The 16,376-nt window shown below is 62.0% G+C and carries 13 protein-coding genes; 1 reads left to right on the forward strand and 12 read right to left on the reverse strand.

The window, feature by feature from the left end:
* Positions 1-1,935: a type II secretion system secretin GspD gene (gspD, locus tag B597_RS39965; RefSeq protein WP_024162357.1), complete on the forward strand. Its 1,935-nt coding sequence runs from the start codon at positions 1-3 to the stop codon at positions 1,933-1,935.
* A 72-nt stretch (positions 1,936-2,007) separates the two neighbouring features.
* On the opposite strand, the gene B597_RS39970 is transcribed toward gspD, so the two are convergent.
* The 12 genes from B597_RS39970 to leuB all read right to left on the reverse strand — a co-directional run bounded on the left by B597_RS39970 (position 2,008) and on the right by leuB (position 16,340).
* Positions 2,008-3,219: an O-succinylhomoserine sulfhydrylase gene (locus B597_RS39970; protein WP_003296981.1), complete on the reverse strand. Its 1,212-nt coding sequence runs from the start codon at positions 3,217-3,219 to the stop codon at positions 2,008-2,010.
* Positions 3,220-3,267: 48 nt separating this feature from the next.
* Entirely contained in the window at positions 3,268-4,773 is a 1,506-nt protein-coding gene (gene purF, locus B597_RS39975; RefSeq protein ID WP_003296983.1) for an amidophosphoribosyltransferase, read from the reverse strand.
* A gap of 71 nt (positions 4,774-4,844) precedes the next feature.
* Positions 4,845-5,357: a CvpA family protein gene (locus tag B597_RS39980; RefSeq protein ID WP_003296985.1), complete on the reverse strand. Its 513-nt coding sequence runs from the start codon at positions 5,355-5,357 to the stop codon at positions 4,845-4,847.
* Positions 5,358-5,479: 122 nt separating this feature from the next.
* The gene (locus tag B597_RS39985) at positions 5,480-6,076 is read right to left on the reverse strand and encodes an SPOR domain-containing protein (RefSeq protein WP_024162358.1); all 597 of its coding nucleotides are present in this window, start codon (positions 6,074-6,076) and stop codon (positions 5,480-5,482) included.
* Positions 6,060-7,364 (reverse strand): bifunctional tetrahydrofolate synthase/dihydrofolate synthase, encoded by a 1,305-nt coding sequence (folC, locus tag B597_RS39990; protein ID WP_024162359.1) that lies wholly within the window; start codon positions 7,362-7,364, stop codon positions 6,060-6,062. Before folC ends, B597_RS39985 begins: the two co-directional genes overlap by 17 nt.
* A complete protein-coding gene (gene accD, locus B597_RS39995; protein WP_003296989.1) occupies positions 7,361-8,254 on the reverse strand; it encodes an acetyl-CoA carboxylase, carboxyltransferase subunit beta in 894 nt (297 codons plus the stop codon). Before accD ends, folC begins: the two co-directional genes overlap by 4 nt.
* Positions 8,255-8,470: 216 nt before the next feature.
* Complete coding sequence (locus tag B597_RS40000) at positions 8,471-9,097, reverse strand: phosphoribosylanthranilate isomerase (RefSeq protein WP_024162360.1); 627 nt, start codon at positions 9,095-9,097, stop codon at positions 8,471-8,473.
* Positions 9,098-9,185: 88 nt separating this feature from the next.
* On the reverse strand, positions 9,186-10,046 hold the full coding sequence (gene truA, locus B597_RS40005) for a tRNA pseudouridine(38-40) synthase TruA (RefSeq protein ID WP_003296994.1): 861 nt from the start codon (positions 10,044-10,046) through the stop codon (positions 9,186-9,188).
* Positions 10,047-10,048: 2 nt separating this feature from the next.
* A complete protein-coding gene (locus B597_RS40010) occupies positions 10,049-12,799 on the reverse strand; it encodes a FimV/HubP family polar landmark protein (RefSeq protein ID WP_003296995.1) in 2,751 nt (916 codons plus the stop codon).
* A gap of 143 nt (positions 12,800-12,942) precedes the next feature.
* Positions 12,943-13,953 (reverse strand): aspartate-semialdehyde dehydrogenase, encoded by a 1,011-nt coding sequence (locus tag B597_RS40015; protein WP_024162361.1) that lies wholly within the window; start codon positions 13,951-13,953, stop codon positions 12,943-12,945.
* Positions 13,954-14,090: 137 nt separating this feature from the next.
* The gene (gene asd / locus B597_RS40020; protein WP_003296999.1) at positions 14,091-15,203 is read right to left on the reverse strand and encodes an aspartate-semialdehyde dehydrogenase; all 1,113 of its coding nucleotides are present in this window, start codon (positions 15,201-15,203) and stop codon (positions 14,091-14,093) included.
* A 54-nt stretch (positions 15,204-15,257) separates the two neighbouring features.
* Positions 15,258-16,340 (reverse strand): 3-isopropylmalate dehydrogenase, encoded by a 1,083-nt coding sequence (gene leuB / locus B597_RS40025; RefSeq protein ID WP_003297001.1) that lies wholly within the window; start codon positions 16,338-16,340, stop codon positions 15,258-15,260.
* Positions 16,341-16,376 lie beyond the last annotated feature (36 nt).

The raw sequence follows: 16,376 nt of genomic DNA on the forward strand, positions 1-16,376 counted from the left end.
ATGCCGAAGCCTTTCTCGTGCTCAATGCTTGCCCTGCTTGCCGCCGGCCTGCTGGCCTCGCCCCTGCCCCTGATCGCGGCCGAACCCGGTATCGAACCGAGTACGAGCCAGCAGGACGGTTGGACCATCAATCTCAAGGACGCCGATATTCGGGCGTTCATAGACCAGATCAGTCAGCTCAGCGGACAGACTTTCATCGTCGATCCGCGCGTGAAGGGCCAGGTCAGCGTCGTCTCCAATGCGACTCTGTCGCTGAGCGAGGTGTACCAGCTATTCCTCTCGGTAATGGCGACCCATGGATTCAGCGTACTGACCCAGGGCGACGTCGCGCGGGTCGTACCGAACGCCGAGGCGAAAGCCGAAGCCGGCGGCGGGCCGACCGGTGGCGACCAGCTGGAAACTCGCGTGATCCAGGTGCAACATACGTCCGCCGCCGAACTGATACCGCTGATCCGACCGCTCGTTCCGCAGTTCGGCCACCTGGCAGCCGTTTCGTCTGCCAACGCACTGATCATCAGTGACCGTAGCGCCAACATTGCCCGCATACAGGACCTCGTGCGCCAGCTCGATCGAGCCGAAAGCAACGACTACGATGTGCTCAACCTGCGCCATGGCTGGGCCGTCGATATTGCCGAGGTGTTGCGCAACGCGCTGATACGGGGCGAGGGGAAAAGTACTCCGGGCGTACAGATCATCGCCGATTCGCGCACCAACCGCCTGATCTTCATCGGCCCAGGCGAAGCGCGGAGCAAGCTTGCTGCGCTGGCGCAGTCGCTCGACACACCTGCCACCCGCTCGGCCAATACCCGGGTCATTCGTCTGCGCCACAACGACGCCAAGTCGCTGGCCGAGACGCTGGGTGACATCTCCGAAGGCTTGCAGGCCCCGGACACCGGCGAGGCCGCCGTCGGGCGGCCGCAGAACATCCTGATTCGTGCCGATGAAAGCCTGAACGCCCTGGTACTGCTCGCCGAACCCGAGCTGATCGGCACCTTGGAGAGCATCGTCAGGCAACTGGACGTTCCGCGCGCGCAGGTCATGGTGGAAGCCGCCATCGTCGAAGTCTCCGGCGACATCACCGATGCGCTTGGCGTGCAATGGGCAATCGATGCGCGCGGCGGCACGGGCGGAGCGGGCGGCGTCAGCTTCGGCAACACCGGCATCTCAGTCGGCAGCGTGCTCAACGCGATCAGCGAAAACGAGATACCGAGCAATCTGCCGGATGGCGCTATCATCGGGATCGGCACGCGCAGCTTTGGTGCTCTGATCACCGCGCTGTCGTCCAACAGCAAGAGCAATCTGCTTTCGACACCCAGCCTGCTGACGCTGGATAACCAGGAGGCCGAAATCCTCGTCGGCCAGAACGTGCCATTCCAGACAGGCTCCTACACCACCGACTCGGCCGGTGCGAACAATCCCTTCACTACCATCGAGCGTCAGGACATCGGCGTCACGCTCAAGGTCACGCCACACATCAACGAGGGCGCCACCCTGCGCTTGCAGATCGAGCAGGAAATATCCTCGATCGCCCCAAGCGCCAGCCTGACGGCTCAGGCAGTGGATCTGGTGACCAACAAACGCGCGATCAAAAGCACCATCCTCGCCGAGGATGGCCAGGTCATCGTGCTGGGCGGCCTGATTCAGGACGATGTGACCCGCACCAATTCCAGAGTTCCGCTACTGGGCAGCATTCCGCTGCTGGGTGCTCTATTTCGCTCGACACAGGAAACCCATATCAAACGCAACCTGATGGTTTTCCTGCGGCCGACGGTAATCCGCGACCGTGCCGGCCTCGCCGCGCTTTCCGGCAAGAAATACAGCGACATCAGGGTCATCGAGACGGACTCGCAAAGCCCCTCCATCCTGCCGGCCAATCCTGCCCAGCTGTTCGATGGCCAGGGCGAACCGGCACCGGCGATCGACCTGCGCCGGTGAAGCAGCGCCCACCCGCTGCGTGCTCAGCTCGAGGTGGACGAGCTCGAATCACGCAGCGGGCGGACCGCGAAGTCAGAGCGCGGCCAGCCCGCGAGCCAGGTCGGCCTGGAGATCCGCGAGATCCTCGAGGCCGACCGCAACACGAATCAGGCTATCGCTGATTCCGGCAGTCGCCCGGTCTTCCGCGGAAAGCCGGCCATGGGTGGTCGAACCGGGATGGGTGATGGTGGTCTTGCTATCGCCGAGATTGGCGGTGATCGAAATCAGTCGCGTGGCATCGATGAAGCGCCAGGCCGCGTCCTTGCCACCCGCGACCTCGAAGCTGAGTACCGCACCGAAGCCCTTCTGCTGACGCTTGGCCAGCGCGTGCTGCGGATGGCTGGGCAACCCGGCGTAGAACACCCGCTCAATTCCCGGCTGCTGCTCCAGCCACTCGGCAAGCGCCTGTGCGCTGGCACAGTGGGCCTGCATGCGCAGCCGCAGGGTTTCCAGCCCCTTGAGAAAGACCCAGGCGTTGAACGGGCTGAGAGTCGGGCCGGCAGTGCGCAGGAAGCCGACCACTTCCTTCATCTGCTCACTGCGCCCGGCAACGACGCCACCGAGGCAACGCCCCTGCCCATCGATGTACTTGGTCGCGGAATGGATGACGATATCGGCACCAAGCGCCAGCGGTTGCTGCAACACGGGCGTGCAGAAACAATTGTCCACGGCCAGCATCGCGCCCTTGGCGTGGCATAGCTGCGCCAGCGCGGCGATGTCCACCAGTTCGGCAAGCGGATTGGACGGCGACTCGACGAACACCAGCTTGGTGTTGCCCTTGAACGCCCCCTCCCAGGCCGAAAAATCGGTGAGCGGGACGTAGTCGACCTGCACACCGAAGCGTTTGAAGTACTTTTCGAACAGCGAAACGGTGGCACCGAAGACACTGCGCGAAACCAGCACGTGATCGCCTGCCGAGCACAGGCTCATCACCGTGGCGAGAATGGCCGCCATACCGGATGCCGTGGCCACCGCCTGCTCTGCCCCTTCCAGCGCCGCGATGCGTTCTTCGAAGGCACGTACGGTGGGGTTGGTATAGCGTGAATAGACATTGCCCGGCACATCGCCGGCGAAACGCGCGGCGGCATCGGCAGCGCTGCGAAATACGTAGCTGGAGGTGAAGAACAGCGGCTCGCCGTGCTCGGCCTCCGGAGTGCGGCGTTGACCGGCGCGCACGGCAAGGGTGTCGAGCCCGGCGCCGTCAAGATTGCTGTCGAGCCGCCCGGCTTCCCATTCAGTGGTCATAACTCTTACCTCGACCGGCTGCAGCCGAAGCCGCAGCGTCGGCACGAATCAGTTGTTGTAAAGGTCGATGATGGCGCTGACCGCATTGGTCTTGGCCTTGCTCAGGTCATTGCGCGCCTGTTCGATCTTGTGCAGATAGGCTTCGTCGATGTCGCCGGTGACGTAGTTGCCGTCGAATACCGCGCAATCGAAATTGTCGATCTTGACCTTGCCGCCGCCCACCGCGTCGATGAGGTCTTCCAGATCCTGGTAGACCAGCCAGTCGGCACCGATCAGCTCAGCGACTTCTTCGGTGGAGCGATTGTGCGCGATCAGTTCATGGGCGCTTGGCATGTCGATGCCATATACGTTCGGATACCGCACCGCCGGCGCGGCCGAGCAGAAGTAGACGTTCTTCGCACCCGCCTCGCGGGCCATCTGGATGATCTGCTTGCAGGTGGTGCCACGCACGATGGAGTCATCGACCAGCATCACGTTCTTGCCGCGGAACTCCAGATCGATGGCGTTGAGCTTCTGCCGCACAGACTTCTTGCGCGCAGCCTGACCCGGCATGATGAAGGTCCGGCCGATGTAGCGATTCTTGACGAAGCCTTCGCGGAACTTCACCCCCAGGCGGTTGGCCAGCTCCAGAGCCGCCGTGCGGCTGGTGTCCGGAATGGGGATGACCACGTCGATGTCGTGCTCGGGACGCTCGCGCAGGATCTTGTCAGCCAGCTTCTCGCCCATGCGCAGGCGTGCCTTGTACACCGAGACGCCGTCCATCAGGGAGTCGGAACGCGCCAGATAGACGTATTCGAAGATGCAAGGCGCGAGTTTCGGCGCATCCGCACACTGACGCGTGAACAACTTGCCGTCAGTGGTGATATATACCGCTTCGCCCGGCGCAAGATCGCGGATCAGGGTAAAGCCAAGCACGTCCAGCGATACGCTCTCGGAGGCGATCATGTATTCCACGCCTTCGTCGGTGTGACGCTGGCCGAAAACGATCGGGCGAATGGCATTGGGATCGCGGAAACCGACGATGCCATAGCCGGTGACCATTGCCACCACGGCATAACCACCACGGCAACGCTCGTGGACCTTGCTCACAGCAGCGAAGACGTCCTCCTCGGTCGGCTGCAACTTGCCACGCACGGCAAGCTCATGGGCGAACACGTTGAGCAGCACTTCCGAATCGGAATTGGTGTTCACGTGACGCAGGTCCGACTCGTAGATTTCCTTGGTCAGCTGATCGACGTTGGTCAGGTTGCCGTTGTGCGCCAGGGTGATGCCGTACGGCGAGTTGACGTAGAACGGCTGGGCCTCGGCGGAGCTGGAGCTGCCGGCGGTGGGATAACGGATATGCCCGATGCCCATGTTGCCGACCAGCCGCTGCATGTGGCGCTGCTGGAAGACATCGCGCACCAACCCATTGTCCTTGCGCAGAAACAGCCGACCGTCGTGGCTGGTGACGATACCGGCTGCGTCCTGGCCACGGTGCTGCAGTACGGTAAGCGCGTCATACAGCGCCTGATTGACGTTCGACTTACCGACGATGCCGACAATGCCACACATGCAAGGAACCTCTCAGTTATTACAGGCTGTCCGGATACTGCGACACACCGCGCATCCCGTGAAAAAATGACTCAACCTGGGGAGTTGAGCGAGCCGGCGATCCATTGGCCGCTGAGCCCGAGAATGAGATTCTTCGACCAGTCGGCGATCAGTAGAAAATGCGGCAACAATGCCGATTCGCGCCACCAGGGGTCCTGCTGGACGGGCGCCAGGCTTAGCAGCCCGGCAAGCACGACGACCAGAAGCCCACCTCGCGCGGCACCAAACACCATTCCGAGAAAACGATCGGTTCCCGACAGGCCCGTCACCCTGATCAGCTCACCGATCAGGAAATTCACCAGGGCGCCGATCAGGAGAGTCGCCACGAACAGAATCGCGCAAGCGGCAATGACCTGCGCCGACGGCGTGCTGATGTATTCGGCAAGGTGATGAGACAACGCGCCCCCGAACATCCAGGCGACCACGCCGGCGATGATCCAGGTAAGCAGCGAAAGTGCCTCCTTAACGAAGCCACGCTTCAGACTGATCAGGCTGGATATGGCGATGACAGCAGTGATGGCCCAATCGACCCAGGTGAATGCCACGATGTCTTCCGCATAGGGGAAAGGCGGCGCATTTTAGCAGAGGCTGGCCGCCAGGGGTACGCGCCGACAACCGGCGACGGGCCGACAGTAAGACTGCGGCACCAGCGTCGACCGGCGGCGGCTTAGCTGTCTTCAGGCTTGAAGCGCACAACGAATCCGTCGAGCTTCTGCTGGCGCTGCAATACATCACGCAGCCGATTCGCCTCGCTGCGTTCGACCAGCGGCCCGACAAAAACCCGGTTCATGCCGCCAGCAGTACGAATATAGGCGTTGTACCCCTGAGAGCGCAGGGTCTGCTGCAAGCTTTCGGCACTGGCACGATTGGACAGGCTGGCAAGCTGGATCGACCAGCTGACAGGCAGGTTGTTGTCATCCAGCCGCGACTCCGATACGGACGGCTCGACGATCTCAGGCGCGGCAGGCGCAACAGGCTCGCTCGGCTCGGGGGCCTGTGGCGATTCGGCCGGTGCCGCGCCCTGCCAGGCCTGGTCCTCGGCGACCTCGAGGCCCTCCGGCACGGACTTCGGCTCGGGCACCTCCACCGGCTGCACTTCTATCTCCGCCACCACCGGCGCGGGCGGCATGGCTGGCGCATCGACCGTGACATGGCGCAGGTCATCCTCACGATTGAAGAGCATCGGCACGAAAATCACCGCCAGCGCGATCAGTACCAGCGCACCGACCATGCGCTGCAGCAATCCCTTATCCAGCAATGCCATGTCCACTTCCCCCCGCCTGTTGGTCCAGCCACTCAAGCGCCGCTGCCACGCAGTAGAACGATCCGAAGACCAGAACTTCATCAGTGGAATCGGCCTTGGCGCATTGAGCGTCGAGCGCCTGCGCAATGCTCTCATACTGGCTGACAGCAGCACCGCGCTCAAGCAACGCCGCACTCAACTGCTCTGCCGTTTGCGTGCGCGGCGTGGGCAGCGGGGCTACGGCCCAGTCAGCGACGTGCGACTGCAGCGCCCCGACCACACCGGCCAGATCCTTGTCGCTCAACAGACCGAAGACAGCCAGCCGGCGACCGCCGACCGGCCGCCGTGCGAGGTACTGCGCAAGGTAGCTGGCAGCGTGAGGATTGTGACCGACGTCCAGCAGCAGCGAAATGCTGCGACCGTTCGAGACGACCCGCCGGCTGTCCAGCCGACCTGCCACCTGTGTCTGCCGCAGCGCAGTGGCAAGACGACCCGCATCCCACGGCAGCCCCAGCAAGGCATACGCCTGCAGGGCGAGCGCGGCGTTTTCCATGGGCAGAGCCAGAGGCGGCAGCCCATGCAACTGCATCGCCTCGCCTGCCTGACCGACACCACGCCAGTGCCAGGCCTCGGAATCCATCACCAGGTCGAAATCACGCCCCCGCAGGAACAGCGGCACCTTCAGCGATGCGGCGTACTCAAGCAAAGGCGCAGGCACATCCGGGTCGCCACAAAGCGCTGGCTTGCCTGCGCGCAGAATCCCCGCTTTCTCATACGCGACGCTTTCGCGGGTATCACCCAGCCAGTCGGCGTGATCGAGACCGACATTGGTGACCACAGCCAGATCCGAATCCACGATGTTGACGGCGTCGAGACGACCACCAAGCCCTACCTCCAGGATCACGGCATCGAGCCCGGCCCTTTCGAACAACCATAGGGCAGCAAGAGTGCCCACTTCGAAATAGGTCAGCGATACCTCGCCACGGGCGGCATCGACGGCGGCAAATGCTTCGCAGAGCTGCTGGTCGCTGGCGTTCGTACCGTCCAGTTGCACCCGCTCGTTATAGCGCAGCAGGTGTGGCGAACTGTAGACGCCGACCTTGAGACCCTGGGCGCGCAACAGCGAGGCAATGAAGGCGCAGGTGGAACCCTTGCCGTTGGTGCCCGTTACAGTGATCACCAGAGGCGCGGGGCGTCCCAGAGCAAGCCGCGATGCCACCGCACGAACCCTGTCCAGGCCCATGTCGATGGCAGTGGGATGCAACTGCTCCAGATAGGCCAGCCAGTCGGCCAGGCTCCGGGAGGTCATGCAGTGGCCGTTACCTGGGCAGGTTCGACCGGCGCGGGCAGTTTCTGCATCTGCGCCAGCAAACGCGACAGACGTGCGCGCAGCTCGGAGCGAGGAATGATCAGATCGATCGCGCCGTGATCCAGCAGGAACTCACTACGCTGGAAACCTTCCGGCAGCTTCTCCCGTACGGTCTGCTCGATCACCCGCGGACCGGCAAAGCCGATCAGCGCCTTCGGCTCCGCCACGATCACGTCGCCGAGCATCGCCAGGCTGGCGGAAACGCCACCGTAGACCGGGTCAGTCAGCACGGAAATGAACGGCAGGCCCTCTTCGCGCATGCGCGCCAGCACCGCCGAGGTCTTGGCCATCTGCATCAGGGAGATCAGCGCCTCCTGCATCCGCGCACCACCGGAGGCGGAGAAGCACACCAGCGGGCAGCGCTTTTCCAGTGCCACGTTGGCAGCACGGACGAAACGCTCACCGACGATGGCCCCCATCGACCCTCCCATGAAGGAGAACTCGAAGGCGCAGGCAACGACCGGAACGTTGACGACCTTGCCGCTCATGGCGATCAGGGCATCCTTCTCGCCGGTCTGCTTCTGCGCAGCCGAAAGACGATCCTTGTACTTCTTGCTGTCGCGGAACTTGAGGCGGTCGACGGGTTCCAGTTCCGCGGCGATCTCCTCGCGCCCTTCGGCATCGAGGAAAATATCGAGTCGAGTACGGGCATCAATACGCATGTGATGCTGGCACTTGGGGCATACATCGAGCGTCTTTTCCAGCTCAGGACGATACAGTACCGCCTCGCAGGATGGGCACTTGTGCCAGAGGCCTTCGGGTACCGAGCTCTTCTGCGTCTCCGAGCGCATGATCGAAGGGATCAGTTTGTCTACCAGCCAGTTGCTCATGCTCTTGTTCTCCAAAGCTTCAGTCCCGAGCGCACTCGCGCTGCAGGCAGATTCATCGTTGCGACCGGAGGCGTGCAGCCACTCGCCGGTCGCGTAAGCGATGCGCCTTCGGGCGCAGCCGCGAAACTCCGATCTCCGCCCGGAGGAAGAGATCAGCAAACCTGGGTGCTGGCTTTACCAGCGACTCGTTACTGGACGGTCATGGCCGCCCAAGCGTCACATGGCAGAACGCACACCCTCCACGAACGCGGCGACCTTGGCCGGATCCTTGATCCCCTTGCTGAGTTCCACCCCACCACTGACGTCCACGGCATAGGGGCGAACCCGAGCAATGGCCTGTCGAACGTTATCCGCCGTCAGCCCCCCGGCGAGAATCAGTGGCTTGGAGAGCGCTGGTGGAATCAGCGACCAGTCGAAGCACTCTCCAGTACCGCCCGGCACACCTGGCACATAGGCATCAAGGAGGATGGCGCTGGCGTTCGCATAGCGCTCGACCTGAGCTGCAATGCCCTCATCGCCCGCACCTACACGAAGCGCCTTGAACCAGGGGCGATGGAAGCCTTCGCAGTCGGCGGGCGTTTCGTCGCCATGGAACTGCAGCATATCCAGCGGCACAGCATCGAGGATTTCATTTATCTCGCAACGACTGGCGTTGACGAACAATCCGACAGTCGTGACGAAAGGAGGCAGTGCGGCAACAATCGCACGAGCCTGTTGGACGCTGACCGCACGAGGACTCTTGGCGTAAAACACCAGCCCGATGGCATCGGCCCCGGCCATGGCGGCGGTCAGCGCGTCCTCGACGCGTGTGATCCCGCAAATCTTGCTGCGAACGACTGGCAACGGACGTGCACCTATCAAAAGGGAAACCGGATGGTAACAAAAGAGCTGCCACCTGCAAGCGAATAGCCGCAGCGACACAGCTCATCCATCAGCGACGCACGTCTGGCAAGCCGGAAAGAAAGTGCGGGCCGAGATAGCGCCTCGGCAGTTCGAATTCCTCGGGGTAATCGACCTCAACCAGATACAGGCCATAGGGATGCGCGGTAACCCCGCCGGTGCGGCGTATTCGTGACTCGAGTACTTCGGCCGCCCACTCCGGCGGCCGCTCACCGGCACCGATGGTCATGAGTACGCCGGCGAAATTGCGCACCATGTGATGCAGAAAGGCATTGGCCCTGACATCGATAACGATCAGTCGGCCGTACTCGAGCAGTTCTAGATGATGGATGGTCTTGATCGGCGACTTGGCCTGGCACTGCCTCGCCCGAAAGGCACTGAAATCATGAGTACCTACGAAAGCTGCGGCAGCGGCACGCATGCGACCAACGTCCAGCGGCCGATGATTCCAGGTGACTTCTTCCGCCATGTGAGCCGGGCGAATCTGGTCGTTATAGATCACATAGCGATAGCGGCGAGCCATGGCACTGAACCTGGCATCGAAGTGGCCAGGCATCTCCTTCGCCCATGTGACGCTGATATCAGGCGCCAGATTCATGTTCGCGCCCATGACCCACGCATGCATGCTGCGCGAAACTGGCGTATCGAAATGCACCACCTGCCCACAGGCATGCACCAACGCATCGGTTCGCCCGGCACAACTGAGGGTAACAGGAACACCGCCCGCCACCTTGGTCAGCGCGGTTTCCAAGGATTCCTGGATGGACGGCACGCCCGCGCGCTGACGCTGAAACCCACGATAGCGGGATCCCTTGTATTCAACGCCAAGCGCAATTCTGGAGACGCCAACGGCAGCCGTGTCGGCTGCCGTTTCGGATACTGCCTGGTTCATGGTCAGGCTAGTTTGGCGAGCATTTCTCGCGCCTCTTGCTGTTGCACATCGCTACCCTCGCTGATCACCTCATCGAGAATGTCGCGCGCGCCTTCGGCATCGCCCATATCGATATAGGCTCTGGCCAGATCCAGCTTGGTAGTAGCTTCATCGGTATCGGAGAAGAAATCGAAATCCTCTTCCAGCGCACCATCAGCATCGGACTCTGCCAGATCGGCCATGGGGGTAGACACAGGCTCATCCAGGTCCTTGGACAGGTCTTCCAGCTCGGCTTCGACTTCGTCCAACTGGTTGGCAAAGCCGTCCGGACGTGCCGCAGGTTCCAGTTCCAGCTCCGGTTCATCCAGCGAAATATCGAAGTCTTCAGGCAGCGTCTCAGACTCGGCGGCCGGCTCGGCCAGCTCCAAATCAAGCTCATCGCTATCGACCGCAACAGGCGTAGAGGCCGGCGTCTCATCGAAGTCCAGGGAAAAATCATCCTCTGCTACGGTGCCGTCGGAACTGCTTTCCAGATCAAAGGAGAAGTCCGCAAGCTCGTCCTGCTGAGCCTCCGGCAGGCCATTTTCTTCTTCCGATCCGAGGGAAAAATCACTGGTTGCCGGCTGAGCCACAGGCTTCGCTTCGTCGGCTTCGTCCAGCATGAGCTCATCGAAATTCAGCGGTTCATCTACGGAAGATGCAGCCGGGCGTTCATCGTCCAGATCGATATCCAGATCATCCAGGCTGAGGTCGAACTCATCGTCCAGGTCCTGGCCGGCAGCCGGAGCGGTCGGCTCGTCAAGTTGCAGGTCATCGAGATTGAAGCTGTCCATGTCCATTTGCGCCACTGCCGCACTTGCCGCAGCGCCACCAACGGCTGCCGCCATCGCCGGATATTTTTGCTTCAACTGCTCGACTTCGGCAGCAGCACCACCGATTTCGCGCAGCTCGGCCTCCTCCCGCGCAAAACCATCCCGGTCGCCAAGCTCTGCATAAACCTCCATGAGCTTCAAGCGCAGATCGCTACGCTGGGGTTCATCGTTGAGGGCGTTCTGCAGAAGCTCCGCCGCCTGATTGAAGCGACCGTAGGCAATATAGATATCCGCTTCGGCCAACGCATCGCCCGGCGTAGCGTTCAATTCATTTGATGCAGGCGCAGATGCAGTGGCTGCCTGGGCAAAAACCGACTCATCGGGTTGCCCCTGGTCAATGTCGTCGAATGCAGGCGCTTCGACCCGGAAGTCGTCGGCCTCGTCATCCGCCAGCAGCCTTTCCTGCAACTCCGCCTCTTTCATTGCATTTCGCCGTGACAATGCCATCAGGCCAACCAGCAGCAACAGCAACGCACTTCCGCCTACCACGCCGAGCAGCAGCGTGTTCGACAAAAGATCATCTACCAGGCCCCTCGATGCTGGCTCGACCGCAGGCGCAGCGGGCTCGGCCGCAGGCTTGGTGGAGGGCTGATCCACTGGCGCTGGCGCCGCGGCCGAAGCCGCTTCGTCGCTGGCGCCTGCATCGGCCTTCGGCTCAGGCGCAACACTGTCATCGGTACCCTGTACCGCATCGTCATCGGCGGCTCCAGGCTGCGCCGCAACAGGAGAGGCTTCGTTAGCCGCCGGCACCTGGCCGCCAGCAGCCAGTTGCGCCTGGAGCTTGGCCAGTTGGTCATCCTTGAGCTGCATCAGACGTTGCAACTTATCCAGCTGGCCCTGCAAATCATTCAGACGATCCTTCAGCTCATCATTCTCGCGACGGCTGGAATCCAGACTTTCCTGAGTCACCGCAAGCTTGTCGCGCAGCGCCTTGCCGCCGTCGGCAGAGCCGGTGTCAGAACCCTCTGTCGACTTGCCTGCATCGGCCGCAACGAGACGCAGACTGTCGCCGGAATCGCTACGGGACGGCGCCGCACCCGCTTCCGTACGACGTGTGGCGTCCAGTTGGCGAGCACCTGCAAGCGCACCGCTGCGCCCCTGGCGCCAGGCGGCATTCTGCTGGGCGACCTGACTGATCGCTTCAGCCTGAGAGCGACTGGCAATCTGCTCGGCCTCGGGCAACCGCAGTACCTGTCCGCTTTTCATGCGATTGATATTGCCGCCGATGAAGGCATCCGGATTGAGATCCTGAATCGCCAACATCGTCTGATGCACTGTTCCGCCACGACGATTGCGCTCAGCGATTTCCCAGAGCGTATCGCGTGTGGATGTCCGGTACTCGCCGCCGGTTGAAGCGGCAGTTGCAGCCGTAACCCCTGCAGAAGGTGCTGCAGAAGGCGCTACAGATGGACGCGCGGGAGTGGAGCGAACGGGCTCCAAGGGGCGGGGCGACGCGGAAATCGGCAACTGAGGGGCAGCTGCGGCGGCCGTCTCCGGAGAGTAGAGCGGCGGATCGAGAAGCAGCGTGTATTCGCGAAGCAGGCGCCCATTGGGCCACAACACCTCTACGAGAAAGTTGAGATAGGGCTCGCGAACCGGCTTGCTGGAGGAAACCTGAATGACACTCTTGCCATCGGCTCGCAATACCGGCGTGAATTTCAGGTCCGTGAGGAAATACTGGCGATCAATACCGGCACGATTGAAATCTTCAAGCGATGCGAGAGTCGGAATGACTTCCCCCGGGGCCAGACTTTTGGCATCCAGCAGTTCGATTTCCGCGATCAGCGGTTGATTCAATGACGACTGAAGCGTGACCTCTCCCAGCCCAAGCGCATGGGCCATTTCTGTAGTCAGCGCGGTAGCAGCCGCGATTGCCAGCACCAGATTGCGAACCCGAACCATTATTTAATCCCTTGTTTATCTTTTTCTCGTATTACGAGAGGGTCTTATGTCACTGCCCGTACCACCTGCGGTGGCTCCCCATCAGCGATAAGCCGTCCAGCGCCTAGGCTAGAAATAATCTTTGAATTAGCGGTAAGTATCTTTTACAGATACTCTTTTATCAACAATTCACCAGACTGCACAGCATTCAGCGCCGCGCCTTTTCGCACGTTATCAGACACAATCCACAAATTGACTTCACGCATGTCGCCGATGCCACGACGCAGCCTGCCGAGGTACACGACATCCTGCCCGACCGCGTCGCCAACAGCCGTTGGATAATCGCCGCTCTCGATCAGCTCCAGCCCTTGCGCCGCCTCCATCGCGGCATCCAGCGCGTGCGGATTCACATCTACGCTCGTCTGCAATGACACGACGAGGCTCTCACCAAAGAAGACCGGCGCCTGGATGAACGAAACCGTCACGGACAACTCGGGAAGACCGAGCAACTGCCGCAGCTCCTCGACCAGACGACGTTCCTGTCGCGTATAACCCTGCGCATCGACATCCTCCGTCTGCGCGAGCATGTTGAACGCGACCTGGCGACCGAACAGGCGCGGCTCCAGCGGCCGCGCATTGAGCAACTCGGTGGTCTGCCGCGCGAGCTCCTTCACGCCCGGCCTGCCGCGGCTGGAAACCGGAAGACATGCGGTGGCAGTGACACGCAGCAATCCGAACTGTCGCTGGATGGGTGCCAGTGCGATCGCCAGCGCGACGCTCTCCGGCAACGGACTGGCAATGCAGCGGATATCCGGCATCGTCTCTATCAGTCCGCCATTCACCTCAGGCACCAGACAGGGTTGATGCTCCACGGGTAACGAACCGGACAGGTCCACGATCAGGCATCCGGCCGCCTCGGCGCGCGCGCGGCAGTCGGCGGTCGAGTCCTGGCTGTCGACGAGAAATACCAGCTGCACGCGAGCGAAATCCAGCCGGCCCGCATCGCCAACACGCAGGTTCCGCCCCTTGAATGGCAGCGTCTGGCCGACGCCCTCGCCGTCATCGAGCAAGTGCAGCTCGGCAATCGGAAACGCGCGCTCCTCGAGCACCTCGACCAGCGCCTCACCTACCAGGCTGACCGCACCAACAACCGCAACACTTAAATCCGTAGTCATCGCCACCTCCGAAACATCAAGGACCGGCACTGTAGCGAAATGGCGGCTCGCTGCAAGCAGCGCTGCCGAGCGGCACCCATACAAACGAAAACGCCGCGAACAAGTCGCGGCGTTTTTGGCCTGTCAGCGAATATGCATCAACGTTCCAGCAGGATGCGAAGCATACGACGCAGCGGCTCGGCAGCCCCCCACAGCAGCTGGTCACCTACGGTGAACGCGCCCAGGTAGTGCGAGCCCATGTTGAGCTTGCGCAGACGCCCCACCGGCACGCTCAGGGTGCCGGTAACCGCCGCAGGGCTGAGGTCCTGCATGCTGGCGTCACGGTGATTCGGTACCAGCTTGACCCAGGGGTTGTGCTGACTGATCAAGCCTTCGATGTCCGAAATCGGCACATCCTTGTTCAGTTTGATGGTCAGCGCCTGGCTGTGGCAGCGCATGGCACCGACGCGAACGCAGATACCGTCGACTGGAATCGGGTTCTTGAACCGACCGAGGATCTTGTTGGTTTCAGCCTGCGCCTTCCACTCTTCTCGGCTCTGTCCGTTGGGCAGTTCCTTGTCAATGTAGGGAATCAGGCTACCGGCCAGCGGCACGCCGAAATTGTCCACCGGGAAGGCTTCGCTGCGCTGGATTTCGGCGACCTTGCGGTCGATATCCAGGATCGCACTGGCGGGGTTGGCCAGGTCATCGGCCACGGCCGCATTGATGGCACCCATCTGCTTGATCAGCTCGCGCATGTTCTGCGCGCCGGCGCCGGATGCAGCCTGGTAGGTCATCGCGCTCATCCACTCCACCAGACCAGCTTCGAACAGGCCGCCAAGGCCCATCAGCGCCAGACTGACGGTGCAGTTGCCACCGATGTAGTTCTTGGTACCGGCATCCAGCTGATGGTCGATCACGCGGCGGTTCACCGGATCGAGCACGATCACTGCATCGTCCTGCATGCGCAGCGACGAGGCGGCATCGATCCAGTAGCCCTGCCAGCCGGCTTCGCGCAGCTTGGGGAAGACCTCGTTGGTGTAGTCGCCGCCCTGGCAGGTCAGGATCACATCGAGGCCTTTCAGCTCGTCGATGCTGTAGGCGTCCTTCAGCGTAGCGGTTTCCTTGCCAATATCGGGGCCCTGGCCGCCGACGTTGGAGGTGGTGAAGAACACTGGCTCGATCAGGTCGAAGTCCCGCTCTTCCAGCATCCGCTGCATGAGCACGGAACCGACCATACCGCGCCAACCGATCAGACCTACACGTTTCATCGCAACTACACCTATAGAAAAAGTGGCCCGCGCAAATAAAGGCGGGCCAGAAGATTACAACTTCGCGAGGGCCGCGACTACCGCATCGCCCATCGCCTGAGTACCGACTTTGCTACAACCTTCGGACCAGATGTCTCCGGTACGCAGGCCTTGGTCGAGCACGTCGCTGACGGCTCGTTCGATGGCATCGGCCGCCGCCACCTGATTGAAGCTGTAACGCAGCATCATCGAGACGGAAAGGATGGTGGCCAACGGGTTGGCGATGCCCTGTCCGGCGATGTCCGGCGCCGAGCCGTGACACGGCTCGTACATGCCCTTGTTGCCTGCATCCAGCGAGGCGGACGGCAGCATGCCGATGGAGCCGGTCAACATGGACGCCTCGTCGGAAAGGATGTCGCCGAACATGTTATCGGTGACGATCACGTCGAACTGCTTGGGCGCACGCACCAGTTGCATGGCCGCATTGTCGACGTACATGTGGCTCAGCTCGACCTCGGGGTAGTCCTTGGCGACTTCCTCGACCACCGCACGCCACAGCTGGCTGGACGCCAGTACGTTGGCCTTGTCCACCGAGCAGAGCTTCTTGTTGCGCACCATCGCCATGTCGAAGCCGACCTTGGCGATACGGCGGATCTCGCCTTCGCTGTACGGCAGCGTGTCGTACGCCATGCGCTCGCCGCTCTCCAGCACCTTGCTCTCGCGCGGCTGGCCGAAGTAGATCCCGCCAGTCAGCTCACGCACGATGAGGATGTCCAGCCCTGCGACGATCTCAGGCTTGAGCGACGAAGCCTCGGCCAGCTGCGGATAGAGCAGCGCCGGGCGCAGGTTGCCGAACAGACCCAACTGCGAGCGAATTTTCAGCAGGCCGCGCTCCGGGCGGATGGCCGGATCGATGCTGTCCCACTTCGGCCCGCCAACTGCACCAAGCAGGATGGCATCGGCAGCACGGGCCCGCTCGAGGGTTTCGTCCGCCAGCGGTACGCCATACTTGTCGACCGCCGCACCACCCAGCTCGTCGTAGCTCAACTCGAAGCCCAGACCGAACTTGTCATTGGCCAACTGCAGGACCTTGACCGCCTCGGCCATGATTTCCGGGCCGATGCCATCGCCGGGGAGAACCAGAATCTGTTTGGACATTTCCTATTCCTTAACAAGGGAGTCACATCGAGGCCG

This window comes from Stutzerimonas stutzeri KOS6, from assembly GCF_000307775.2.
GTDB lineage: Bacteria > Pseudomonadota > Gammaproteobacteria > Pseudomonadales > Pseudomonadaceae > Stutzerimonas > Stutzerimonas stutzeri_B.